Genomic DNA, 22,267 nt, shown 5'->3' on the forward strand with positions numbered 1-22,267 from the left:
CCGGATTTAGTTCCCCGGGTCGCTACGCTCCGGCCCGCCGGATCTAGGATCACCGTCATGGAAGGCTCCGTGACAGTGCACATGGCCGCACCGGCCGACAAGATCTGGAATCTCATCGCCGACATCACCAAGACGGGCGAATTCTCGCCGGAGGTGTTCGAGTCCGAGTGGCTCGGCGGTGCCACCGGACCGGCGCTCGGGGCGAAATTCCGCGGCCACGTCCGCCGCAACGAGATCGGCCCGGTGTACTGGACCACCTGCCGTGTCACCGCGTGCGAACCGGGCCGTGAATTCGGGTTCGCCGTGCTGGCCGGCGATCGTGCGCTGAACAACTGGCACTACCGTCTCGATCCCAACGGAGACGGAACCGACGTGACAGAGTCGTTTCGGCTCGCCAAATCCGCGCCGATGCGGATCTTTTGGTTGTTCGGTGGATATCTGCGGGGCCGTCGCAACCGGCGAGATATGCGCACCACTTTGGAACGAATCAAGAAAGTCGTTGAGAACGAGTGAATTTCGGACGTGGCCCTCGACCGGTTTGATAGAACCGGTTCATGGGTCAATGGTCACGCGAAGAACTTGAGTCGGCGTTCGAAGAACACAAGCAGGTCGTCGTCGGGATCGGCGAGAGCTGGGACTGGTCCCGGTTCGCCGATCAGTTCACCGAAGACGCCGTCTACGTCGAGCACTCCTACGGCACGTTCCAGGGCCGTGAAGCGATCCGCAAGTGGATCGTCAACACCATGAACACTTTTCCCGGCACCGAGATGCCGTTCTTCCCTGCGACCTGGCATTCCATTGACGTGGACAAGGGCTGGGTGATCTGCGAATTCCAGAACCGTATGCGCGATCCTGGCGACGGCAGCATCCACGAGGAGCCCAATATCTCGGTGCTCAAGTACGCCGGCGACGGGCTGTGGAGCTACGAGGAAGACGCCTACAACCCGATGAACTTCATGCCGATGGTGAAGGGCTACATCGAGGCGTCGAAAAAGCTGGGCACCATCTCCGATGATGCGGTCACGTTCGCCAAGAACATGGGCTGGGATCTGGCCTGAGACTGGAAGTCTCACTCACCGGGATGTTTGAGTCCGGCGCCGCATAACGGGATCACCACATCGCCGTTGGCCAGCAGGTCGCGCATCTGCTGCCAGCCCGATCCGGTTCGGCTTGCGGCGCCGGCCGCGGCGGCGTAACAGACCGCGGCCGTCGGCTCCACGAACAGGCCCTCGCGCTCGGCCAGCGCGCGACGGCCGGTGACAACCGCTTCGTCGTCGACCGCGACGATCGTCCCGCCGGAATCCCGCACGGCCGCCAGGATCTGCTCGGCACGCGGCGGTGCGGTGATCGCGATACCCTCGGCCACGGTCGGCGCAGCGGGATATTGTTCGCCGTTCCAGGCCGTCGCCAGTGGTGCGCAGCCCGCCGCCTGCACAGCCAGCAGCGCCGGCATCCGGTCGGCGAGGCCGGCGGCGACGAGCTCGGAGAACGCCAGATAGCAACCCAGCAGCAGAGTTCCGTTGCCAACAGGGACCAACACCGCCGAGGGCAGTCTGCGCCCGCTCTGCTGCCAGATCTCGTAACCGTAGGTCTTCACGCCGTGCATGAAGTACGGGTGGTAGACGTGACTGGCATAGAACACGCCGGGGCGCTGCGCGATCTCCGCGGCGGCCGCGGCGGTATCCGCACGACTCCCCGGCACCAGGGTCAGCTGCGCGCCGTGTGCCCGGATCTGGGCGAGCTTCTCCGGTGAGGTCGACGCGGGGACCAGCACCTGACAGTCGACGCCGGCCCTGGCGAAATACGCCGCGGCCGCGGTCCCGGCGTTGCCGCTGCTGTCGACTACTGCCGTGCCGACCTGGAGGCGGGCGGCCAGCGATGCCAGCACTACGGCACCCCGATCTTTGAAAGACAATGTCGGACTCTGGAATTCGAGCTTGAACCGGGCCGCGGGCAAACTCTGCGAGGAGATGATCGGGGTGTTGCCCTCGCCGAGGGCGATCGACGGTTCGACCACGGGCTGCCACTGCCCGCCGACGTCGAACAGTCCGCCGCAGGGGCAACGCCACACCAGCTCCGCGACGTCGAATTCGCGTCCGCACGAGCGGCATTTCAGCGGCGGAAGACTCACGGCTCAATGCCCTTTCGCTCGTCGACGATGAACAAGATCAGCGTGACGAACAGGACCCCGGCCGGCAGCCAGATCGCGTGCACCGTCCAGACGTGAGTGGCGAAGGCGCCGAGCAGTGCCCCGCAGGTGAAGAACAGCGTGAGCGCGGCGTAGATGCGGAAGGCGCGTCGCGCCCTCGCGTCGTGGTCCACGAACCCCGTATAGCCCGATTCCACCAGTCGCATCAGGTTTCCGGTCGTTGCCACCGGCAGGTACACGAAATCCCCGATGTTGCGGAACAGCCCGATCTGCATCGCGGCGACGAACGAAATGGGCACCGTCACGTAGGTATGAGCGACCGTGGTGGGCACGAATCCGATCACGACCAGCACGACAGCTTGCAGCAGCATGGTCCAGCGCAGCGGATGTATCAGGATGTGATCCACCCGGCCGGACTTCAGATGGGAGGCCAAGCCGACGCCGGCGATGAACGCCATGAGCGGCCAGACATGGGCCAGGGCGCTGGTGACTTTGCCCTGACTCATGTTGAGCGCGAAGAAGATGACGTTGGCCGTCTGCACATTGGCGAATACGCCGCCGCGGGCCAGGTAGGTGTAGGCGTCGAGGAACCCATTGGCCATGGTGAGCAGCAGGCCGAATCGCAGTGTCGTCGAGGTGCGCGTCATCGTGTCAGTCAGCTTGCCCGAATCCGGAAACGATCACGACCGCGGGCGGTGAGACTCTACTGTCGTCGGCATGGGAATCGCGACTCGAGTCAACGGTCAACGCCCGCCCGAGATGGCGCTCGATGAGATCAACCTCGGCACCTTCGAGTTCTGGGGTTTCGACGACGCCGTCCGCGACGGGGCTTTCGCCACGCTTCGCCGCGAAGCCCCGATCAAGTTCTTCCACGAGGTCGAGATGGAGGGGGTTCCCCACGGTAAGGGGCACTGGGCCCTGACGAAGCTCGACGACATCTTCTACGCCAGCCGCCATCCCGAGATCTTCAGCTCGTATCCGAACATCACGATCGGCGATCAGATCCCGGAGGTCGCCGAATACTTCGGCTCGATGATCGCCCTGGACGATCCCCGGCACTCGCGGCTGCGCAACATCGTGCGCAGCGCTTTCACACCGAAGGTGGTGGCCCGCACCGAAGAGTCGGTGCGCGACCGAGCGCAGCAGCTGGTGTCGGCGATGCTCGAGAACCACACAGACGGCAACGCCGAACTGGTGTCCGAGCTGTCCGGGCCGCTGCCCCTGCAGGTCATCTGCGACATGATGGGCATCCCAGAAGATGATCACGACCGGATCTTTCACTGGACCAACATCATCCTCGGCTTCGGTGACCCCGACCTGACCACCGATTTCGACGACTTCCTCAAGGTGGCGTTCGATATCGGCGCCTACGCCACCGCGCTGGCCGAGGATCGGCGGACCAACCCCCGCGAGGACCTGACCACCGCGCTGGTGGCCGCCGAGGTTGACGGGGAGCGGCTGACGTCGGCGGAGATCGCGTCGTTCTTCATCCTGCTCGCCGTCGCCGGAAATGAGACCACCCGCAACGCGATCAGCCACGGCGTGCTGGCGCTGACCCGTTATCCCGAACAGCGCCGCATCTGGTGGGACGACTTCGAGAATGTCACGGACACCGCCGTCGAGGAGGTGGTGCGGTGGGCGTCGCCGGTGATCTACATGCGGCGCACCGTGACCCGTGACGTCGAACTGTCCGGAGTCACAATGGCCGAAGGCGACAAGGTCACGATGTGGTACGCGTCAGCGAACCGTGACGAGGACAAATTCGTCGACCCGTGGCGCTTCGACGTGACCCGGACCCCCAACCACCACGTCGGGTTCGGCGGCGGCGGCGCGCACTTCTGCCTGGGCGCCAATCTCGCTCGCCGCGAGATCGCGGTGGTGTTCGAGGAGTTGCACCGTCGCATCCCGGATCTCCACGTGACCGAGGAGCCGTCGATGCTGCTCTCGGCGTTCATCCATGGCATCAAACGGTTGCCGGTCAGTTGGAACCCGGCCTGAGGTGGTGGCGCGAGAAGTGTCGCGCTCGTAGCGTTGGTGAGCATGAGGCAACGGCTGCACTGGCTGGCGATGCACGGGGTGGTTCGCACGGTCGCGAATGTCGCGGCACGACGTGGCGATCCGCAAGCCCGGATGGTGGCCGATCCGGCGGTGCGTGCCGACCCGGTGCCGTTCTATACCGAGCTGCGGCCCCGGGGGCCGATGATCCGCACCCGGGTCGGCTATATCACCGTCGATCACGCCGTGGCCCACGAGTTATTGCGCTCCGACGACTTCCGGGTGATCGTGCTCGGCGCGAATCTGCCTGCGCCGGTGCGCTGGCTGGAGCGGCAGACCCGCGACGATCTGCTGCACCCCCTGCGCCCGCCGTCGCTGCTGGCTGTCGAGCCGCCTGAGCACACCCGCTACCGCAAAACGGTGTCGTCGGTGTTCACCAGCCGTGCGGTGGCCGCGCTGCGCGATCGGGTCGAGGACAGCGCGGCCGACCTGCTCGACGGGCTGGCCGCGGGCCCCGGTGTGGTCGACATCGTCGACCGGTACTGCTCGCAGCTGCCGGTCGCGATAATCGGCGATATTCTCGGCGTGCCCGAGGCCGACCGGCCCCGGATATTGGAGTTCGGGGAGCTCGCCGCGCCCAGTCTCGATGTCGGGTTGTCCTGGCCGCAGTACCGGCGGGTGCAGCAGGGCCTGGCCGGGTTCAACCTGTGGCTGTCCGCGCACCTGCGCCACCTGCGCGAGCATCCCGGCGATGACCTGATGAGCCAGCTGATCGAAGCCTCCGAGGACGGCACCCACCTCGACGAGACTGAGCTGCAGGGGGTGGCCGGCCTAGTTCTCGCGGCGGGCTTCGAAACGACAGTCAACCTGCTGGGAAACGGGATCCGACTGTTGCTGAACTCCCCCGACCAGCTGGCTCGGCTGGCCGAGGATCCGACGCTGTGGCCGAACGCTGTCGAGGAGATCCTGCGCTTGGAGTCGCCAGTGCAGCTGTCCGCGCGACTGGCGTTGCGCGACACTGAGGTCGCCGGTACATCGGTCAAGGCCGGTGAGATGGTAGTGATCTATCTCGCCGCGGCCAATTGTGATCCCGCGGTGTTCGACGACCCGCATCGCTTCGATGTTGGACGGCCCAATTCCGGTAAGCACCTTGCCTTTTCGGGTGGCAGGCACTTCTGCTTGGGTGCGGCGCTGGCCCGAGCGGAGGGTGAGGTCGGGTTGCGGCGATTCTTCACTCATTTCCCCGACGTCCAGCTGGCCGGCCTCGGCAACCGCCGCGATACCCGGGTGCTGCGGGGTTGGGCCGAGCTACCGGTCAGCCTCGGCTCGGCCGCCTCCCCCGGTCGCCCAAACCGACACTTCGCCGAAACAGTGTGAGTCGTTCCCGGCAAAACGTCGAGTTCGAGCGAGTTTTCGACCGAGACTAGGCCTTGTGCTCGACGTGAGGATCGAGCTCGTCGGCGTGTGACCACTTCTCGTCGAGCTCCTCGCGGCGGGCGGTCGCCTCAGTGCGATGCTTGGCGGCGTTCTCCTCAAGGCGTGCGGCCTCGGCAGCTTTGGCTTCGGCTTCAGCCTGTGCCGCACGGGCTTTCGCCGCGGTTTCGTCGGCCAGCGCTTCGCGGCGCTGCACCTTGACGTGTTCGTTGCGGACCTCCTCGCGAAGTTCCTCGGCTTGCGCCGTTCGGCGCTTGACCTGGCGGTTGCGTCCGACCCAGACCAGCGCTGCGATGACGATCAGTGCGGCGATCACGGCGATGACGATCCACACAGTGTTCGTGGCCATCCTTGGCTCCTTCAGTGAGCGGGCCGCGGATACGGCACCGTCAATTCACGGCGTTCCCGTCCCTGCCGTGTGCCAAACCGCTCAGCGCGCTCAGCATTCCTGCCGCCGACCGCGGCCAGGTGAAGGTTTCGGCTCGTCGCCGTGCGCAGAACCGCCTGTGCTGCTCGGGGCGGTCGATGACGCCGGCGACCGCCTCGGCGATGGCAGCCGGGTCGTTGTCGGCGCAGGCGCCACTGTCTGAGGTCAGGATCTCGGCCAATGCCGACGTGCGTGACACGACCGCCGGAGTGCCGCACGCCAGCGCTTCCAGCGCCGCCAGGCCGAACGTTTCGTGGGGGCCGGGCGCCAAAGCTACATCGGCGGTGGCCAGCAGCGTGGCGACCGCGTTGCGGGACTCGATGAATCCTGTGAAGTCAACTGGCAGTCGTGCGGCGTGCCGCTGCAGGCGGGCGCGCATCGGTCCGTCACCGGCAATCACCAACCGGGCGTCGACACCCGAATCACGCAGGGCAGCAAGGGCGTCTATGCTGCGGTCGGCGCGCTTCTCCACCGACAGCCGGCCACAGTGCACCAGCAGAACCTGTTCCGGTGCGGCCCAGAGGTTGCGGGTGCGCGTGCAGAATCGGTTGGGGTGGAACATGTCCAGGTCCACGCCCAGCGGCACCGTCATCACGTTGGTGGCGCCGATGCGGTCGAACTCTTCGCGGGCAAAGCTGGTGGTGCACAGCACGGTGTCGTAACACGCGGCAGTCCGGCGGTTGGCGATATCAGCGATCCGGCGGGCGAGCCGCTTGGGCAGGATCTGCCCGGTCAGCCGGTCCAGTCGTTCGTGAGAGATCATCACGGTGGTGACGCCCTGCCGCGCACCCCAGCTACCCAGCGAACGCAAAGTGAACCGGTCGGATACTTCGATCGCGTCGGGCGCGAGTTCCTCCAGCAGTGCGGTCACCTGCGCGGGCATCACTGCCCGGTATCCCCCGGTGAAGGGAATTTGCCTGGCGGGCACTGTAATTCGAGTGACGCCGCTGGGTAGCAGGCAGTGGTCGGGTCTGGATCCCGGCACAATCAGGAAGACTTCGTGTCCGGCGGCACAGTATTCGGCGCCGAGCCGGTCGACGGCCGTGCGCAGCCCGCCCGATCGGGGGCCGTAGAAGTTCGCGACCTGCGCGACCCTCATCATGGCCGTATCTGAACCCGTGGCGATGTGCGCATGGCTACGCCTGGCCTTCAATGTCCTGAACACGTGGTGAACAGCCACAATTGGACTAGCGTTGATCACGTGCAGATTTCGGGTGTGTTCCAGTCAGTGGCCCGCGGCGTCAATCGCGGTGCCACCGCCTTGATCACCTCACCCCGCTGGGGCCGGTTCGTCGGGCTGGGGCTGACCACAATCACGTACGCCGGCCGCCGCAGCGGACGCACCGTCACGCTGCCGGTCGGCTACCGCCGTAAAGGCTCCGACATCGTGATCGGGGTCGCCATGCCGGACGGGAAGAAGTGGTGGCGCAACTTCACCGGCGAGGGGGGCCCATTGAGCATCCTGCTGGCCGGCTCCGAGCGGCCCGCGCACGCCGTGGCGACCAGGGACTCGCGCGGTCGAGTCACAGTCACCGTGCGCCTCGACGCCTAGGCCAGGTGCTGAGTGAACAAGTCCTGCAACCGAGTCCACGCATCCGCAGCGGCAATCGAGTTGTAGCGCGGCCCCGAGTCATTGAAGAAAGCGTGGTCGGCGTAGGGTTCGACGACGAGGTTGTTGACCAGGCCGGCCTGATCCAACGCGGCCTTGGCCGCCGGCTCGGTGGACGTGACGCGTTGGTCGAGTGCGCCGTACAGGCCGAGTACGGCGGCGTTTTTCGACCCGGAGAAGTTCGGGTTGTCGGGCAGCGGGCCGTAGAACGGCACCGCTGCTGACAGCCGTGGCTCGCCCGCCGCCAGCAGCTGCCACGTCAGGCCGCCGCCGAAGCAGAAGCCGACGACGCCGAGTTTTTGTCCGGGCGCCCGGCGGGCGACTTCGTCGAGGCCCGACTTGAGGTCGGCCACGAAGCGGTCGGGTGCGATCTTGCCCAGTGCCGCGGTGGCGGCGGCCGGGTCGGTGAAGGTCGCGGTGCCGCCTTCTTCGGAGAGCAGGTCGATGGCCAGCGCGGAATAGCCGATACCGGCCAAGCGGCCGGCGACCGAGCGCACCCAGTCGTTGAGGCCCTTGTTCTCGTGGATCACCAGAACTGCTCCGCGCGGGGACGCGGCTTGTGCCCAGGCGCCCTGCAACTGGCCGTTGGGGCCCGGCCAGGTGATCGGCGTGGTGGGAAGTGCGGTCGCCATGCCCGGTGGCGGCGCCGCCGACGCCGACGCCGCCGCGGACGCGGACGACGAGGGCGAGGCCGACGACGAGGTTGATGCCGCGGTCGTCGGCTTATCGCTGGCGCAGGCGGCGATCAACGAGCTTGCCGCGGCGGAGCCCACGCCCAGAAGCGCGAGCCGCCGCAACGCTTCTCGGCGGCTCAGCAGACCGTCGACGTGATCGGTGGCGATCTCTTCGGCGATGTAGCGCTGCAGTGGGGTCACACTCGCGAGTATGCCCGTGCTGGGTAACCGTTCACTGGGAACATGATGAGTGATTGGAGGTGAGCGGCGTGGCGGAGCAGCAGATACTGCCCGGTTCTGAGGCGTTCGAACGGGTGGTCGCCCTGCTTGACTACCCGATGTACCTGGTGACGACCCGGGTGGGCGACCAGCGTGCGGGCTGCCTGGTCGGGTTCAGCAGCCAGGTGTCGATCCACCCGCCGCGTTATCTGGTCGGGCTGTCCGAGCGCAATCACACCTACCGGGTTGCCGCGCGCGGTGCCACACACTTGGCAGTGCATCTGCTGGGCAAGGAGCATCGGGACCTGGCGCGGCTGTTCGGCGGCGAGACCGGCGATCGGATGGACAAGTTCAGCCACTGCCGATGGTGGGACGGGCCGGAGGGTTTGCCGATCCTCGCCGATGCAGCCGGCTGGTTCACCGGCCGCATCCTCGATCGGTTCGACCTCGGTGATCACGTGGGTCACCTGATCGAGCCGGTGGCCGGCGCCGCGCCCGAGAACTTCGGGGATCTGGTGACGTTGGTCGACGTCAAGGACCTGGAGCCCGGTCACGAGGCCTGAGCCTGTTGTGCCAGTAAACAGATCCAAGAAAGTGTCCACTAAATCGTTGACACCTGTTCGGTCGGACGGTTCTATTGACGGGTGAGTTACGACACGATCATCCGCAATGGCCGCTGGTTCGACGGGACCGGCGCTCCCTCGGGAATCCGTGACATCGGAATCCGCGACGGCCGGGTCGCCACGGTCAGCCTGCGGCCGCTCGACGTGGCGGGTTGCCCCGAGGTGATCGACGCCGGCGGCAAGTGGGTGATGCCTGGCATGGTCGACGTCCACACCCACTACGACGTCGAGGTACTGGGTGGTCCGGGGCTGCCCGAGTCGGTGCGTCACGGCGTCACCACGGTGTTGCTCGGTTCGTGCTCACTGTCGACCATTCATGTGGGCGGCAGCGACGCCGGCGACCTCTTCGGTCGGGTCGAAGCGATCCCGCGCGAGCACGTCATCGCCGCCATCGACGGCGCGAAGACGTGGAACACTGCCGAGCAGTACGTCCAGGCGTTGGAGTCCCGTCCGCTGGGCCCCAACATCGCGGCCTTCATCGGGCACTCCGATATGCGCACTGCAGTGCTGGGATTGGACCAGTCCACCCGAAAAGACGTGCGGCCCAACGGAAGCCAGCAAGCCGAGATGGAGCGAATGCTCACCGAGGCGCTGGATGCCGGCTTCGTCGGCCTGTCGTCGCAGCAGCTTCTGTTCGACAAGATCGACGGCGACACCTGCCGGTCCCGCACACTGCCGTCGACCTACGCCAAGCCACGCGAGTTGCGCCGGCTCAAGTCCTTGCTGCGCAAGCGCGGACGGGTGCTCCAGTCCGGGCCCGACATCCAGAACCCGCTGAACCTGGTATCCCAAGTAGCGCAATCGCTTCCGGTATTTCGCGACAAGCTCAAGACAAGCCTTCTGTCGGCTGCCGATGTCAAGGCCAACCCGTTCGCCATCCTCATCATGGGCCCGCTGGCTCGGGCGGCCAACAAATTCGGCGGTGACTTCCGCTGGCAGCACCTGCCGGTTCCCTTCGAGGTGTACGCCGACGGGATCGACCTGGTGGTGTTCGAGGAGTTCGGCTCCGGCGCCGCCGCCCTTCACCTGCGCGACGAAGTCGAGCGCAACGCCCTGTTGGCCGACGAGGAGTATCGGCGCCAGTTCCGCAAGGACTACGACACCAAGTTCGGCGTGCGGGTATGGCATCGCGACTTTTTCGACGCCGAGATCGTCGCCTGCCCCGACGATTCCGTAGTGGGCAAGTCCTTCGGTCAGGTCGGCAAAGACCGCGGCGGCCTGCACCCGGTTGACGCGTTTCTGGACCTGGTCCTCGAGCACGGCACGAAGCTGCGCTGGCGGACCACGATCTCCAACCACCGTCCCGAGGTGCTCAAGAAGCTGGCCCGCGATCCCGGCATCCAGATGGGCTTCTCCGATGCCGGTGCGCATCTACGCAATATGGCGTTCTACAACTATGGCCTGCGCCTGCTCCGCCACGTGCGCGACGCTCAGCGCAGCGGGCATCCGTTCCTGAGCACCGAGCAGGCTGTGCACCGGATGACCGGTGAGCTGGCCGACTGGTATCAGATCGACGCGGGCCATCTGCGCGTCGGCGACCGCGCTGACCTGGTCGTGGTGAACCCCGACAAGCTCGACAGCCGGCTCGACGATTACGCCGAAGAGCCTGTCGAGCAGTACGCGGGCCTGCCCCGGATGGTCAACCGCAACAACGACGTCGTCGAGTTGGTACTGATCGGCGGCCGCACGGTAGTTCGCAACGGCGAGCCGACGCCGGTGTTGGGTGCCGAGCGCACCGGGAGCTTCCTGCGGGTGGGCCGGACCACACCGGCACCGGGAACGACGAAATCGGAGCTGGCTCATGTCAATTGACATCTCGGCGGTACCCACTGAGGTCGCCCAGACCGTTCTCGGCATGTGGAAAGCCCTGTCGAACCGCGACTGGGAAACACTCAAGACCTTCCTGTCGGACGACTGCATCTACGCCGACATGCCGGTCGGCGCCATCGCGGCTGCCCGCGGTCCGGAGGACATCGTCAAGCGGCTCAAGATCGGGCTGGAGCCGCTGGCCGGGTACGTGAACCACGACGGCGTTCTGGTGAGCAACGGCATCGACGCCATGTACGAACACTCCGAAACGTGGACGTTCAAGACGGGCGAGCAGGGCGTCCTGCGTTTCGTCACGGTGCACAAAGTCGAGGACGGCAAGATCACGCTGTGGAAGGACTACTGGGATATGGGCGGGCTGACGAGCTTCGCCCCGCCGACCTGGCTCGAGGATCTTGCCAAGGCCGATATGTCCTGGATCTTCGACGCCACCGGACTGATCTGAGTCGGTGAAGGCTGCCCGCGGTGGCCGCCCGCCGTCGGCTACGACGGCCACCGTGAACGCCGGAGAATACTAGGCCGCGCCGCGATGCCGGCCGGAACCTGCCTTCCCACTGGTCTTTTCGCCATTGGTACTCGATGCGCCGCCGGCCTTGTTCGCGCTGCTGGTCCTCCCGGCGGTCGGTGTCTTCGCTGATCCGTGTGCCGACACGGTGCCCGTCGTCGTGTCCGATGATGTTGCCTCGGCCGGAGCAGCGGTCTTGGCGCTCAGAGCCTTGACGGCTGCAGACGAGGGCGTCGTCGGCGGCGCGATAGCCTCGGCCACCGCATCACGCAATTTCAGCAGCGCCGCGATGGCTCCGCCGCCACCGACTCCGTCGAGCGGGGTCAGCAGGCCGGGTGTGGTGTCGTCACCGTTGAGGAACGCGTTGACGAGCTGTGCGGGCGCGTTGATGACCGCGCTTGCCGCCGTAACGAAATCGCCGGCCTTGAGCGCATCGACCAAGGCCTGGGCCGAGTTGCCGAACTGGGTGATGGTGGCGTAGATCGGTGAGATCACCGCGATTCCGGTCAGCAACAGGTTCGTCCCACCGAGCGCCCCAATGACGTTGGCCACGTTTTGCACCGCGGTCTGGACGATCGGAATCACTGCGCTGATGGGAATGATCAGCAGAAAAGCCGGCGGCAGCAGCACACTGCCCCAGATCGTCTGCACGGCATCAGCAACGTGTCCCGCGGCGACCTGTTGTGCGGCGGTCAGGAAGGCCTGCGGCATGGAAGCGAATGTGGTCACCGCCTGACCGAACGTCTGCGATGCGGTGTCGACGAGGGTCTTGGCGTTGGCCAAGAAGTTCGTCGCCAGCTGACTCAGGATGGGCGTCGGATCGCCCTGCACCTGAGTGCCCAGCGCGCTCAGATTGGTGAAGCTGGTCCCGATGACCTGCACCCACTCCTCAATCGGGTTCACGAAGGCCGCCATCTGTACTTCAGCACTGTGAATAGACGGTAGCTGGACATCGGCAGACGACGCCACGATCGGCGTCAAAGCGATAGCACTGGCGCCGACGAGAGCGACTCCCGCGGTGACGGTGCGGTTGAGGGCTAACTGCATTGTTTCTGCTCCTTTACCTCATCCGTAACCCCCCCACATTCGGAAACTACTCGCGAGTAAGTAGAGCGATCGCGGTTTTCGAGGAAAATGGTCGCCTGCGCCAGGAAACGGTTCACATCGTGGATACGGCGTGGGGTATCTAGCGAAATAGTTTGTACGACAGCGCAATTGGGGGTCACCACTGATTGACGGATGCGATAATATATTCCCGGGTTGGCCTCTGGGACTTACTTGATACCGCGAGTAATTAGCTAAGCGAATGGTTGATTGACGGAATCGACAGTTGCCCCCGGTGGCATTCGCGACGTCCCGGCCGACGGCTCTTCGTGATGACCAGCCATTTCAGCGACGGCATCCCCGGCTGTGCCGGGTCGGTCAAAGAGCGTTGATTCTGGTTTCGGAAAAGTTTGCTGAAATAGCGACTCGGTGGTCGGGACAAACGTAGGTCGCTCATGCGGTCCCGGCGCTACGCTGATCGAGCCGCTAGGGCGCAGCGTCAGGAGGCAGAGATGCGCAAGATTGTCGTCGGCTCGCTAGTCTCGTGCGGTCTGCTCGGTGCGGCGATTCCGCTCGCCCCACCGTCGTCGGCCAGCTCGTGCCACTCTGCGAGCTGCGTACCGAACGTGGCCCAGAACGTGGTCAGCGGCACGCCCTGCACCCCGAGCCCCTCCTACGTTTTCGGGATGGACGCCAACAACGGGACGCTCATCTGTTCGGCCAGCGGTACCTGGGTGCCCACGGGTCCGCTCGTCGGTGAGGCTCAGGTCGCCCTGCCCTGCGCCACACCGGGAACCACCGCGCAAGAACGGATGGCCGGCAACGAGTGGCAGGTGAAGACACCCGGCGTGCCGCTGCAGTGCGTCGGGCCGGCGGACATCGCGAAGTGGGCGCACTTCTTCGTACCCGCCTAGATCACAGGCGCCAGAGCACCACGACCAACGCGATCAGGCCGAGCACCGCGATCAGGCCCGCCATCACCCCGACGATGGAAAACGACATCGGCCCGAGTAGCTGCTTGAGGGCTTTTATTTCCTGGTAGGGCTGAACCCAGGCCAGCGTCGGCGCAATCAGACCCAGCACAATCAGCGTCAGGCCTACGACCCAGGGGCTGACGACCGGATTTCGGCGGTGCTCCTACTCGGCCTGACACTCCGTCACACATCACCGCGCGTAGACCCGTGCGGCGTTGCCGCGGCCGATCAGATCCACCACTCGCATCGCATCGGCTTCACTCCACTGTCCTCGCCTGACGAACCCGGCCAGCACTGCGGCCATCCCCGCGCGCCACAACGCCGAACCCAGGTAGTGCAGTTCCGCCGGTCCGAACGCGTCCGAGGAATACAGAATCTTCCGAAACGGCGCCAGCTCCAGAGTGCGCCCAATGAACGCTTCTGCGCGGGCACCGAGATGGTTGACGCTCAAGCCGACATCGAGATAGACGTTGTTGAACGCCTGGGCCAGATAGCCGGCCTCGCGCTCGTAGGGATAGCAGTGCAGCAAGACGATCGGTGTGGTGCCCGACTGGCGCAGAAAGTCCAGCAATAGCATCGGATTGGTCCGGTGCAGATCGCAGTCGCGGTCACCCAGCCCGACGTGAAACTGCAGCGGCTTGTCCAGCCGAAGCGCCTCGTGCACACCGAACCGCAGCAGTGTCCGGTCCGTCAGCCGCACTCCCCCGGCCGCCCGCCACCGCGCCGCCGCCTCGGCGACAGCGCGCGTATCAGGAGCGGACAGATCGCCGTCGAACCCGCCGCGGTAGGCCAACACGGTTTTGGTGGCGACCGCAGTCTTGCTGCGCTCGAACAAGATTCGCCGAAACGCGTCGGCATAGTCGCCGGGCGATGCCGCCGCCTGCTCGGCGACCTGCTCGAGCCGGACGATCTCACCGACCGCGCTGCCGGACGCAGCGGCCATCTCCGGCAGCCCGGCAATCTCGCCCGGCAGCCCGGTGTCGACCAGCCAATCGCTGACGCCGGCGGCCGGCAGGAACACCGCGGCGAGTTGGCTTTCGGTCAACTGGCTGCGGCGTTCCCAATAACTCTGCGGGTCAACATGTTCAGGCAGGCCGAGCAGGGGCGCGCAATGCGCCCGCACCGCGAAACCCAGCTGGGTGTCGAAGCCGGAATCGAAATCCGCCAGTGGTTCGATATTGGCCTCGTTGAGGCCGTTCTCGAAGCGCCGGCGGTCCGCGGCCGCCAGCCAATAGCCGTGCACGTGGTTGTCCACCAGGCGCACACCGGCGATGTGGTCGGCCAGTGCGGATGTCACGCGCAGTGATAAGCGGTCATGAGCACTTATACGCTCCAGGCCATCCTGAACTTCTCGGTCAGCGCTTCGGGGTCCAGATGCGAATACGTCTCATGCTCGTAGCGACGAACGGCCACCAACGCATCGACGGCTGGATCGCCGAGTATCGCCCGCAACCGCGCCGAACCGTCCAGCGCGGCGATCTCCTGACCCTGATCGGAGCTCAACGCGACCGTGCCCGCGGCCGTGCGCTCGCCGTCCGAAAGGGTGGCCGGGTCGACCAGCGTCTCCGGCGGGAGTGCGGCGCTGTGCTCGATGCCGTCAAGTGCCAGGCCCAGGATTGCGGCCGTGGCGAAGTACGGGTTGGCCGACGGATCGACGACCTTGACCTCCACGTTGGCTCCGTGCGGGTTTCCGTGCGTGCCGCGCACGAATCGAACTGCGGCCTCGCGGTTCTCGGTGCCCCAGCAGGCGTACGCGCCGGCCCAGTTGCCCGGCTTCATTCGCAGTCCCGACACGATCGAACCGCAGAAGATCAGCTGTGCGTCGAGTAGTCCGGCGATGATCCCTCCGATCGCGCTCTCCCCTTCGGCGGTCATTCCTTGCGTGCCAGTGCCCCCGGAGAACACCGGCGAATCGCCGCGCAGCAATGAAAAGTGCTGATGCGCACCCGAACCCACGCTGCCCGCGAAGGGGAGCGGGGACAGACACACCCGCAGCCCGTACTTGCGGGCCACCCGGCTGATGACGATCCGGGTCAGTATCAGCTGGTCGGCGGCTGCCACCGGGGCCTTGGGAGCCAGGGAGATCTCGAACTGGTTGATGCCGTATTCCGGATGGAACTGCTCGATCTCCACCCCGGCGGCGCCCGCCGCAGCGGTTACATCGCGAACGAAACCCTCATACTCCAACGCACCGGCGAGGCCGTACTGCGCCCACAGATTGCCCGGCAGCCGATTGCCCTCGGGATCCACGAGCAGGAACTCGATCTCGTGTCCGACCAGACCCCGCAAGCCGGCGTGCTCCAACCGGGACTCGATGCGCGCCAGGGTTCCTCGCGCGCACGCCGGGACGGGGATGCCGTCCTGGTCGAAGAAGGAGGCGGGCGCCCACGCCAGGCCGTCACCGAGGACCCGCAACGCTTCCAGATCGATCCGGATGCGCTGGTCGCCGACAACCGTGATGCCTTCGGTGAACGCGATCCCGGCCTTGTCGATGGCGAAGACGTGGGTGACCGGGCTGAAACCCAGTCCAGGATCGGCGAATGCGGTGGCGCGACGGGTGGGCACGGTCTTAGCGTGGGTCAGGCCTGCGGCAGTGACCATTGTCCCGACGACGACGTCCACGCCGTCAGCCTTCAATCGCGCGATCGCCGGTGTGGTCATGGCAGACATTCTGCCCACCGCGCCCGCCGAGTGCGCCCGAAAGTGCCTAGGCGCGGCTCGGCAGGGTCAGCTTGCAGCTCTGACCGATGTCGAGGGTGGACAGCATGCGGCCCATCCCGATCCACATCGCGCACGACAAGGTCAGGTCTGCGAGCAGCTCGTCGGAGAACTGGGCGTGGGCGCGATCCCAAAAGTCCTCGTCGTACTTGAGGTTCACGTGGTCGGTGCCAAACCGGTGGGCGAACTCGGCGGCGACGCGTTCCTGCTCGCTGTAGCCCGGCCAGGTTGCCCATTCCAGTGCATGGTCGTAGAGATCCTCGTCGACTCCGGCGGCGGGGCCGTCGGCGTCACGGGTGTTTTGACACAAGACACATTCGTTGTCGTGGGCGATCACCGCGCGGGCGAGCTCGCGCACCCGCATCGGGAGGCGGTTCTTCTCGCTGTAGACCGCACTACTGAAGCCGGCCATCGCGGTTCCGATATCCGGGGACTTGACGATCCAGCCAGCGATGTCGTCTTCAGCGAAGTTTCCGATTCGGCTCATGGCGCGATGTTACGCCGCGAGCGACGAATCTGGAACGTGTTCTAGTTTCTGATCGACCGGGTGTGGTCAGCTCGGCGGGCGCGACACGCACTGCGCGGAGTAGAGCTCCACGCCGAGCTTGTCCATCAACTCGAGTTGGGTCTCGAGGTAGTCGATGTGGTGTTCCTCGTCGGCCACGATCCCCTCGAAGAGGTTGGCGGTGGTGGAGTCCTGCTTCTCGCGGCACAGGATGATGGCGGGCTTCAGCCGACCAACCACCTCGTACTCGATCGCCAGATCGCTCTCGAACTGCTCGCGCAGGGTCTGCCCCACCCGAAGCGAGCCGAGGCGCTGATAGTTGGGCAGCCCGTCTAGGAGCAGGATGCGGTCGGTGATCGCCTCTGCGTGCCGCATCTCGTCGAAGGACTCTTCCCTGGTGTGCTTTGCCAGCTCGGTGAAACCCCAGTTGTCCTGCATCTTGGAGTGCAGAAAGTACTGATTGATGGCGGTCAGTTCGCTGGTCAGCTGCTCGTTGAGCAGACGGAGAACTTCCGGATCGCCTTGCATGACGTTTCTTCCCCCCAGGTCGGCGGTCAATGGGCCCAGTGATCGGGCCGAGCGCGTAAGTCACCCTAGTGCAGCCTGGCGACAGCCTTGCGAAAGTCCGAACCGCCGGGGTGTTGTAGGCAGGCCTTACTAAGGTTAGTCTCCACTAATATGTCCAATGTGCGTATGTCCGTTGTGCGTATGTCCGTTGTGCGTATGTCCGATGTGCGACGTGATCCTGCGATGAGAGGGAAGCCCTGATGTACGTGTGCCTCTGCGCGGGGGCGACCAACGCCACGGTCAGTGCGGCTGTCGCAAGCGGAGCGTGCACGTCTAAGCAGGTCGCGGCCGCCTGCGGCGCCGGAGGCGATTGCGGCCGGTGCCGTCGCACTGTGCGGGCCATCATCGAGGCGCATTTCGCGGCCGACACCCGTCTGGCCTCGGCCGGGGCGCGCTGACTCAGCTCGTTTTTCCGCGGTGAAAATCCGCTAGCGCTTCGGCGTTGGCCGCCGCGCCCATCAGCTTCTCGAAGAACGCGTTCTCCCGCGTGGTCGCCTCTGCGATTCCGGGCCGTAGCGGTTCGACCATCGTCTGCTTGACCGCGATGAGGCTCGAAATGGGCCGGGAGGCTAGGACTTCGGCGTGCTTGCGGGCATCGGCCAACAGCTCGTCGGGTTCACTGACCCGCCAGACCAGACCCATCCGCAATGCCTCGGCGGCATCCACCCATTCCGAGGACATCAGTAACCAGGCGGCGTTCTGCCGACCGATCAACTGCGGCAACAGATATGACGACGCGGCTTCCGGCGCCACACCCAGGCTGGTGAAGGGGCACTTCAGCCGCGCGGTCGAGGACATGAACGCCAGGTCGGCATAGCCGAGGATCGTCGCGCCGATGCCGAGGCCGACACCGTTGATCGCACAGATCAGCGGCTTGGGGAACCGGCTCAGCGCGCTGATCAGTCCGGGAAAGCCGTGCGTGCCCTGGACGAAGTCGGGATCGGTGATCCGGGCCTGCATGTCGCCGAGATCTTGGCCGGCGCTGAACGCCCGACCGGCTCCGGTGATCAGCACGACGGCCACCTCGGGGTCGTCGGCGGCCGCCAGCAGCGCCTCGGCGGTGGCGTCGTACAGGGCCTCGTTGAAGGCGTTGAGGGCGTCGGGCCGATTGAGAGTGATGGTGCGAACCCGGTTCTCGTCGGCGATGAGGAGCGTCACGCGCGGAAGCCTAACCGGGTTGCGAAGCGCGTCAGGGAGCCAAGCCCGGCAGATGGGACCTAGGTGCTCTCACCACAACCGAGTCTGCGGTGAGAGAGCGTGGACCGTGCTGGAAATGCGCGCTGAGCGCAGGCTGGGCGCATTGCACGCAGTCTCGCGCGAGAGGACTGGCTGTCTTGTCGGCTATCCGTTGCTGTACACCCGGGTCGGCGCCACCAGGACGGCGACGCGGGCCTGCTCGATCATGGTCCGGTCGTACTCGGTCCAGTTGTCGTGGGTGCCACCGCAGGCGGTGAACACCTCACGCAGCAGCAGTCGTAGCTGATCCGGCCCGACCAGCCACCCCGGCACATCGTCGGGCCCCGCGAGTTCGGCGCGGCCCTCCACGGTGGCCCACTGCCAGCCTTGGCGGAACGTCAGGGTCAGGGCCGGGCGTGCCCGTAGATTCGCCAGCTTGACCCGCCCGTAGGTGACGAACGCCAGCACCGGTTCGCCGGTGGCCGGATGCGCCACGACACCGGCGTTGATTAGCGAGGCCTGGATCGTCCCGTCGGCCCGCAGCGTCGAGACCACCGCCAATCCGCGGTCGGCCTCCGCCAGCGCGACGGCCTCGCTCAGGGTGGTCATGCTTGCTCGGCGACGAACGGGCTGCGCAGAACGTAGCGGCTGGTCGGTACGGCGTCGATGTTGACGTTGGCACCGAAAGCCGCTGTGCTGGCGACCATCTTCTCCATCCGGTCCTGCAGGTCGGCGTCGTCAGCGGCGCCGAAGAACGCGTGCAGGCTGCGCACCGATTCGATGGGGAAATGCTCCTCGACGATCGCATTGATCACCGGAGCGTCTTCGGTGAGCGCACGCACCACGTAGTTCTGCACATAGGTGAAGGTCGACTGCGTGGCGATCGCCACCGGCGTGTGGTTGCCGTGCCAGCGCGACAGCCACGTCGGCTCGTCCATGTGGGCGGGGCGCCGCAACAGCGCCATATTGGCCAACCCGGGCGAACGCTCCCCGATCGGTGACGTCGGCGGCGGCAGCGGAGCCGACTCGGTGACGAGATACGCGGCGATGTACTCGGCCTGGTGGCCGAGCAGTTCCAAGGCCATCAGGACCTGATCGCCGTAGTACTGCTGAGTCCAGAGGCTGACAACCGCCTGCACCGGCGGGTCCAGCACCGTCAGCATCATCATCGAATCGCGGACGTCGGCGTCGCGGACGTTGACCGTCACCCCGGGCAGGCCGAGGGCGAGCAGCTCCTGTGCCACCGGGCCCCGCAACTGTTCGGCCCACGCGTCGTCGGGGGCACCGGTGCGCAGTGTGACCATCACCTTCTCCATGGCTGGAACCTACCTGCCAGCGTGTGGGGAGCAACCTGTCTATCCCACTCTCGTGTGGCGCCTGCGGCGTAGGCTGGCCCGGCTCAGGGGATCGAGAAGAGGTCTCCTCGTGGTCAAGGAGGACCGATGGCGGATTCGTCGTCTCAGCCCGGCACAGCTCAGGCGCGGGTGCGTCGCGACGTACTACCGATTCCCGACACCCGGCACGTCGGGCTGACCACCTACGACGCCAAGGATCCCGACACCAGCTACCCGCCGATCACCACGCTGCGGCCACCGAAGGACGCGCCCAACGTCCTGATCGTGCTCATCGACGACGTCGGCTTCGCGGCGTCGTCCGCCTTCGGCGGCCCGTGCGACACTCCGGTGGCGGGGCGGCTGGCCGGAAACGGATTGAAGCTCAACCGGTTCCACACCACTGCGCTGTGCTCCCCCACCCGTCAGGCATTGCTGACCGGGCGCAACCACCACTCGGTCGGCATGGGTGCGATCACCGAGACGGCCACTTCGGCACCGGGCAACAGCAGCATCCGGCCGAAGGACAAGGCCCCGATCGCGGAAACCCTCAAGCTCAACGGGTATTCGACCGCGCAGTTCGGCAAGTGTCACGAGGTCCCGGTCTGGGAGGTCTCCCCCGTCGGGCCGTTCCACCAGTGGCCGACCGGGTCGGGCTTCGAGTACTTCTACGGGTTCATCGGCGGTGAGGCCAATCAGTACTACCCGGGCCTATATGAGGGCACGACACCGGTAGAGCCGCCCCGCACGCCCGAAGAGGGCTACACCCTCACCGAGGATCTCGCCGACCACGCGATCACCTGGGTGCGCCAGCAGAAGGCGTTGATGCCCGACAAGCCGTTCTTCATGTACTTCGCCCCCGGCGCCACCCACGCGCCGCACCATGTTCCCGCGCACTGGTCGGACAAGTATCGCGGTCAGTTCGACGAGGGCTGGGATGTGCTGCGGGAGAAGATCTTCGCCCGGCAGAAGCAGCTTGGGGTAATTCCTGAGGACGCCGAGCTGACCGCACGTCACGACGAAATCCCGGCCTGGGACGCCATGGCCGACGAGCTGAAGCCGGTGCTGGCCCGGCAGATGGAGATCTACGCCGGCTTCCTCGAGCAGACCGACCACGAGATCGGCCGGGTCGTCGATACGCTCGAGGACCTGGGCGTGCTCGACGACACCCTCATCTACTACATCATCGGCGACAACGGGGCCTCGGCGGAGGGAACGCCCGTCGGCTGCTTCAACGAGATGGCCGTCCTCAACGGCATGGGGGGTCTGGAGACCACCGAGTTCCTGCTGTCCAAGATCGACGACTTCGGCACCCCGGACGCCTACAACCACTACGCGGTGGGCTGGGCGCACGCGTTGTGCACGCCCTATCAGTGGACCAAGCAGGTGGCGTCGCACTGGGGCGGGACTCGCAACGGCACCATCGTGCACTGGCCCAGCGGCTTGGCCGACAAGGGCACGGTGCGCAACCAGTTCCACCACGTCATCGACGTCGTCCCCACTATCCTCGAGGCGGCTGGTATCCCGGCTCCGCTGAGCGTCAACGGTATTGCGCAGGCGCCATTGGAGGGCGTGAGCATGCTGGGCACGCTGCGCGACGAAGCCGCACCGGAGTCACATGTCGTGCAGTACTTCGAGATCATGGGCAACCGCGGCATCTATCACAAGGGCTGGACGGCGGCGACCAAGCACCGCACCCCGTGGAAGATCGACACCCCGCCGGCATTCGACGACGACGTCTGGGAGCTCTACGGCCCAGACGACTGGACACAGGCCCGCAACCTCGTCGCCGACAATCCGGAGAAACTGGCTGAGCTGCAACGGCTTTGGCTCATAGAGGCGGTCAAGTACAACGTCGTCCCGCTCGACGACAGGTCCTTCGAACGGATCAATCCCGACATCGCCGGACGCCCGCAGCTCATCAAAGGCACCAGGCAACTACTGTTCGACGGCATGCGGGTCAGCGAAAGCTGCGTCCTGAACCTGAAGAACAAGTCGCACTCGGTGACCGCCAACATCGTTGTGCCCGAGACCGGCGCTGCCGGGGTGATCATCACCCAGGGCGGGCAGGTCGGCGGCTGGGCGCTCTACGTCCACGAGGGACGGCTGAAGTACTGCTACAACTTCTTCGGCATCCAGTACTTCTTCGTCACCGCCGACACGCCGCTCCCTGCGGGTGCACACCAGGTGCGGATCGAATTCGCCTACGACGGTGGCGGATTGGCCAAGGGTGGCACGGTGACCCTGTATCACGACGGCACGCCGGTGGGCACCGGCCGGGTGGACATCACCATTCCGATGGGGTTCTCCGCCGATGAGGCCTGCGATGTCGGGCGTGACACCGGGTCGCCGGCCTCCCCGGACTACGGGCCGTCCGGCAACTCCTTCACCGGACGGATCGACTGGGTGCAGATCGACATCGGCGACGACAACCACGACCACCTGATCACCCCGGCGGACCGGCTCAAACTGGCGATGGGCAAGCAGTAG

General features: G+C 65.9%; 25 protein-coding genes. 11 read left to right on the forward strand and 14 right to left on the reverse strand.

The features are described from left to right. The first annotated feature begins 57 nt into the window (after positions 1-57). Both CG716_RS15510 and CG716_RS15515 read left to right on the forward strand, forming a co-directional pair. Positions 58-513, forward strand: coding sequence for an SRPBCC family protein (locus tag CG716_RS15510; protein WP_094481099.1), 456 nt, complete (start codon positions 58-60; stop codon positions 511-513). Between the two features lie 41 nt (positions 514-554). Then, positions 555-1,058, forward strand: a complete 504-nt coding sequence (locus tag CG716_RS15515; RefSeq protein WP_094481101.1) for a nuclear transport factor 2 family protein — start codon at positions 555-557, stop codon at positions 1,056-1,058. Between the two features lie 11 nt (positions 1,059-1,069). Here the strand turns inward: CG716_RS15515 and CG716_RS15520 are convergent, their stop codons facing one another. Continuing rightward, complete coding sequence (locus CG716_RS15520; protein ID WP_094481103.1) at positions 1,070-2,131, reverse strand: pyridoxal-phosphate dependent enzyme; 1,062 nt, start codon at positions 2,129-2,131, stop codon at positions 1,070-1,072. Continuing rightward, positions 2,128-2,796 (reverse strand): YoaK family protein, encoded by a 669-nt coding sequence (locus CG716_RS15525; protein WP_094481105.1) that lies wholly within the window; start codon positions 2,794-2,796, stop codon positions 2,128-2,130. Before CG716_RS15525 ends, CG716_RS15520 begins: the two co-directional genes overlap by 4 nt. Before the next feature lie 70 nt (positions 2,797-2,866). On the opposite strand from CG716_RS15525, the gene CG716_RS15530 reads away from it, so the two are divergent. Together CG716_RS15530 and CG716_RS15535 are read left to right on the forward strand one after the other, a co-directional pair. Then, positions 2,867-4,147 (forward strand): cytochrome P450, encoded by a 1,281-nt coding sequence (locus CG716_RS15530; protein ID WP_094481107.1) that lies wholly within the window; start codon positions 2,867-2,869, stop codon positions 4,145-4,147. A 42-nt stretch (positions 4,148-4,189) separates the two neighbouring features. Beyond that, positions 4,190-5,521, forward strand: a complete 1,332-nt coding sequence (locus CG716_RS15535) for a cytochrome P450 (protein WP_094481109.1) — start codon at positions 4,190-4,192, stop codon at positions 5,519-5,521. A 46-nt stretch (positions 5,522-5,567) separates the two neighbouring features. On the opposite strand, the gene CG716_RS15540 is transcribed toward CG716_RS15535, so the two are convergent. Both CG716_RS15540 and CG716_RS15545 read right to left on the reverse strand, forming a co-directional pair. Continuing rightward, complete coding sequence (locus CG716_RS15540) at positions 5,568-5,927, reverse strand: hypothetical protein (protein WP_094481111.1); 360 nt, start codon at positions 5,925-5,927, stop codon at positions 5,568-5,570. 40 nt (positions 5,928-5,967) lie between these two features. Next, positions 5,968-7,104, reverse strand: coding sequence for a glycosyltransferase (locus CG716_RS15545; RefSeq protein ID WP_094481281.1), 1,137 nt, complete (start codon positions 7,102-7,104; stop codon positions 5,968-5,970). Between the two features lie 102 nt (positions 7,105-7,206). Between CG716_RS15545 and CG716_RS15550 the strand changes: the two genes are divergently transcribed. Beyond that, positions 7,207-7,557 carry a hypothetical protein gene (locus CG716_RS15550; RefSeq protein WP_094481113.1) on the forward strand — a complete coding sequence of 117 codons (351 nt, stop codon included), beginning with the start codon at positions 7,207-7,209 and terminating at the stop codon, positions 7,555-7,557. On the opposite strand, the gene CG716_RS15555 is transcribed toward CG716_RS15550, so the two are convergent. After that, positions 7,554-8,489 (reverse strand): dienelactone hydrolase family protein, encoded by a 936-nt coding sequence (locus CG716_RS15555; RefSeq protein ID WP_094481115.1) that lies wholly within the window; start codon positions 8,487-8,489, stop codon positions 7,554-7,556. The two genes, CG716_RS15550 and CG716_RS15555, sit on opposite strands and share 4 nt — an antisense overlap. A gap of 137 nt (positions 8,490-8,626) precedes the next feature. Between CG716_RS15555 and CG716_RS15560 the strand changes: the two genes are divergently transcribed. The 3 genes from CG716_RS15560 to CG716_RS15570 all read left to right on the forward strand — a co-directional run bounded on the left by CG716_RS15560 (position 8,627) and on the right by CG716_RS15570 (position 11,402). Then, a complete protein-coding gene (locus tag CG716_RS15560) occupies positions 8,627-9,070 on the forward strand; it encodes a flavin reductase family protein (protein WP_094481283.1) in 444 nt (147 codons plus the stop codon). Positions 9,071-9,151: 81 nt separating this feature from the next. Then, entirely contained in the window at positions 9,152-10,942 is a 1,791-nt protein-coding gene (locus tag CG716_RS15565) for an N-acyl-D-amino-acid deacylase family protein (RefSeq protein ID WP_094481117.1), read from the forward strand. Beyond that, a complete protein-coding gene (locus tag CG716_RS15570; protein ID WP_094481119.1) occupies positions 10,932-11,402 on the forward strand; it encodes a nuclear transport factor 2 family protein in 471 nt (156 codons plus the stop codon). The genes CG716_RS15565 and CG716_RS15570 overlap by 11 nt, the downstream gene beginning before the upstream one ends. Before the next feature lie 69 nt (positions 11,403-11,471). On the opposite strand, the gene CG716_RS15575 is transcribed toward CG716_RS15570, so the two are convergent. Then, positions 11,472-12,509 (reverse strand): hypothetical protein, encoded by a 1,038-nt coding sequence (locus CG716_RS15575; RefSeq protein WP_094481121.1) that lies wholly within the window; start codon positions 12,507-12,509, stop codon positions 11,472-11,474. Positions 12,510-13,018: 509 nt separating this feature from the next. Between CG716_RS15575 and CG716_RS15580 the strand changes: the two genes are divergently transcribed. Further along, positions 13,019-13,420 (forward strand): hypothetical protein, encoded by a 402-nt coding sequence (locus CG716_RS15580; RefSeq protein ID WP_094481123.1) that lies wholly within the window; start codon positions 13,019-13,021, stop codon positions 13,418-13,420. A gap of 1 nt (position 13,421) precedes the next feature. On the opposite strand, the gene CG716_RS30205 is transcribed toward CG716_RS15580, so the two are convergent. The 5 genes from CG716_RS30205 to bfr all read right to left on the reverse strand — a co-directional run bounded on the left by CG716_RS30205 (position 13,422) and on the right by bfr (position 17,231). Then, positions 13,422-13,589, reverse strand: a complete 168-nt coding sequence (locus CG716_RS30205) for a hypothetical protein (RefSeq protein WP_165774164.1) — start codon at positions 13,587-13,589, stop codon at positions 13,422-13,424. An 81-nt stretch (positions 13,590-13,670) separates the two neighbouring features. Beyond that, positions 13,671-14,777, reverse strand: coding sequence for an amidohydrolase family protein (locus CG716_RS15585; RefSeq protein WP_094481125.1), 1,107 nt, complete (start codon positions 14,775-14,777; stop codon positions 13,671-13,673). A 26-nt stretch (positions 14,778-14,803) separates the two neighbouring features. Next, positions 14,804-16,150 (reverse strand): type I glutamate--ammonia ligase, encoded by a 1,347-nt coding sequence (locus CG716_RS15590; protein WP_094481127.1) that lies wholly within the window; start codon positions 16,148-16,150, stop codon positions 14,804-14,806. 37 nt (positions 16,151-16,187) lie between these two features. Further along, entirely contained in the window at positions 16,188-16,685 is a 498-nt protein-coding gene (locus tag CG716_RS15595; protein WP_094481129.1) for a carboxymuconolactone decarboxylase family protein, read from the reverse strand. Between the two features lie 66 nt (positions 16,686-16,751). Next, positions 16,752-17,231, reverse strand: coding sequence for a bacterioferritin (gene bfr / locus CG716_RS15600; RefSeq protein WP_094481131.1), 480 nt, complete (start codon positions 17,229-17,231; stop codon positions 16,752-16,754). 239 nt (positions 17,232-17,470) lie between these two features. Between bfr and CG716_RS15605 the strand changes: the two genes are divergently transcribed. Beyond that, on the forward strand, positions 17,471-17,668 hold the full coding sequence (locus tag CG716_RS15605; RefSeq protein WP_094481132.1) for a (2Fe-2S)-binding protein: 198 nt from the start codon (positions 17,471-17,473) through the stop codon (positions 17,666-17,668). Position 17,669: 1 nt separating this feature from the next. Here CG716_RS15605 and CG716_RS15610 read toward each other — a convergent pair whose 3' ends face one another. The 3 genes from CG716_RS15610 to CG716_RS15620 form a co-directional block, all read right to left on the reverse strand. After that, positions 17,670-18,428, reverse strand: coding sequence for an enoyl-CoA hydratase/isomerase family protein (locus CG716_RS15610; RefSeq protein WP_094481134.1), 759 nt, complete (start codon positions 18,426-18,428; stop codon positions 17,670-17,672). Positions 18,429-18,611: 183 nt separating this feature from the next. Then, the gene (locus CG716_RS15615) at positions 18,612-19,055 is read right to left on the reverse strand and encodes a TIGR03618 family F420-dependent PPOX class oxidoreductase (RefSeq protein ID WP_094481135.1); all 444 of its coding nucleotides are present in this window, start codon (positions 19,053-19,055) and stop codon (positions 18,612-18,614) included. Continuing rightward, positions 19,052-19,762: an EthD domain-containing protein gene (locus tag CG716_RS15620; RefSeq protein WP_094481136.1), complete on the reverse strand. Its 711-nt coding sequence runs from the start codon at positions 19,760-19,762 to the stop codon at positions 19,052-19,054. The genes CG716_RS15615 and CG716_RS15620 overlap by 4 nt, the downstream gene beginning before the upstream one ends. 126 nt (positions 19,763-19,888) lie before the next feature. Here CG716_RS15620 and CG716_RS15625 point away from each other — a divergent pair, with 126 nt between their 5' ends. Next, positions 19,889-22,267: an arylsulfatase gene (locus CG716_RS15625; RefSeq protein ID WP_094481137.1), complete on the forward strand. Its 2,379-nt coding sequence runs from the start codon at positions 19,889-19,891 to the stop codon at positions 22,265-22,267.

It is taken from the genome of Mycolicibacterium sphagni (assembly GCF_002250655.1).
Lineage (GTDB): Bacteria > Actinomycetota > Actinomycetes > Mycobacteriales > Mycobacteriaceae > Mycobacterium > Mycobacterium sphagni.

Bases quoted from the DNA above. Each gene is read 5' to 3' on its own strand.
- CG716_RS15605 (WP_094481132.1), top strand. From the start codon at position 17,471: ATGTACGTGTGCCTCTGCGCGGGGGCGACCAACGCCACGGTCAGTGCG.
- CG716_RS15580 (WP_094481123.1), top strand. From the start codon at position 13,019: ATGCGCAAGATTGTCGTCGGCTCGCTAGTCTCGTGCGGTCTGCTCGGT.
- CG716_RS15530 (WP_094481107.1), top strand. From the start codon at position 2,867: ATGGGAATCGCGACTCGAGTCAACGGTCAACGCCCGCCCGAGATGGCG.
- CG716_RS15575 (WP_094481121.1), bottom strand. From the start codon at position 12,509: ATGCAGTTAGCCCTCAACCGCACCGTCACCGCGGGAGTCGCTCTCGTC.
- CG716_RS15620 (WP_094481136.1), bottom strand. From the start codon at position 19,762: ATGGAGAAGGTGATGGTCACACTGCGCACCGGTGCCCCCGACGACGCG.
- CG716_RS15595 (WP_094481129.1), bottom strand. From the start codon at position 16,685: ATGAGCCGAATCGGAAACTTCGCTGAAGACGACATCGCTGGCTGGATC.
- CG716_RS15540 (WP_094481111.1), bottom strand. From the start codon at position 5,927: ATGGCCACGAACACTGTGTGGATCGTCATCGCCGTGATCGCCGCACTG.
- CG716_RS15515 (WP_094481101.1), top strand. From the start codon at position 555: ATGGGTCAATGGTCACGCGAAGAACTTGAGTCGGCGTTCGAAGAACAC.
- CG716_RS15615 (WP_094481135.1), bottom strand. From the start codon at position 19,055: ATGACCACCCTGAGCGAGGCCGTCGCGCTGGCGGAGGCCGACCGCGGA.
- CG716_RS15590 (WP_094481127.1), bottom strand. From the start codon at position 16,150: ATGTCTGCCATGACCACACCGGCGATCGCGCGATTGAAGGCTGACGGC.
- CG716_RS15510 (WP_094481099.1), top strand. From the start codon at position 58: ATGGAAGGCTCCGTGACAGTGCACATGGCCGCACCGGCCGACAAGATC.
- CG716_RS15570 (WP_094481119.1), top strand. From the start codon at position 10,932: ATGTCAATTGACATCTCGGCGGTACCCACTGAGGTCGCCCAGACCGTT.
- CG716_RS15545 (WP_094481281.1), bottom strand. From the start codon at position 7,104: ATGAGGGTCGCGCAGGTCGCGAACTTCTACGGCCCCCGATCGGGCGGG.
- bfr (WP_094481131.1), bottom strand. From the start codon at position 17,231: ATGCAAGGCGATCCGGAAGTTCTCCGTCTGCTCAACGAGCAGCTGACC.
- CG716_RS15525 (WP_094481105.1), bottom strand. From the start codon at position 2,796: ATGACGCGCACCTCGACGACACTGCGATTCGGCCTGCTGCTCACCATG.
- CG716_RS15625 (WP_094481137.1), top strand. From the start codon at position 19,889: ATGGCGGATTCGTCGTCTCAGCCCGGCACAGCTCAGGCGCGGGTGCGT.
- CG716_RS15535 (WP_094481109.1), top strand. From the start codon at position 4,190: ATGAGGCAACGGCTGCACTGGCTGGCGATGCACGGGGTGGTTCGCACG.
- CG716_RS15560 (WP_094481283.1), top strand. From the start codon at position 8,627: ATGTACCTGGTGACGACCCGGGTGGGCGACCAGCGTGCGGGCTGCCTG.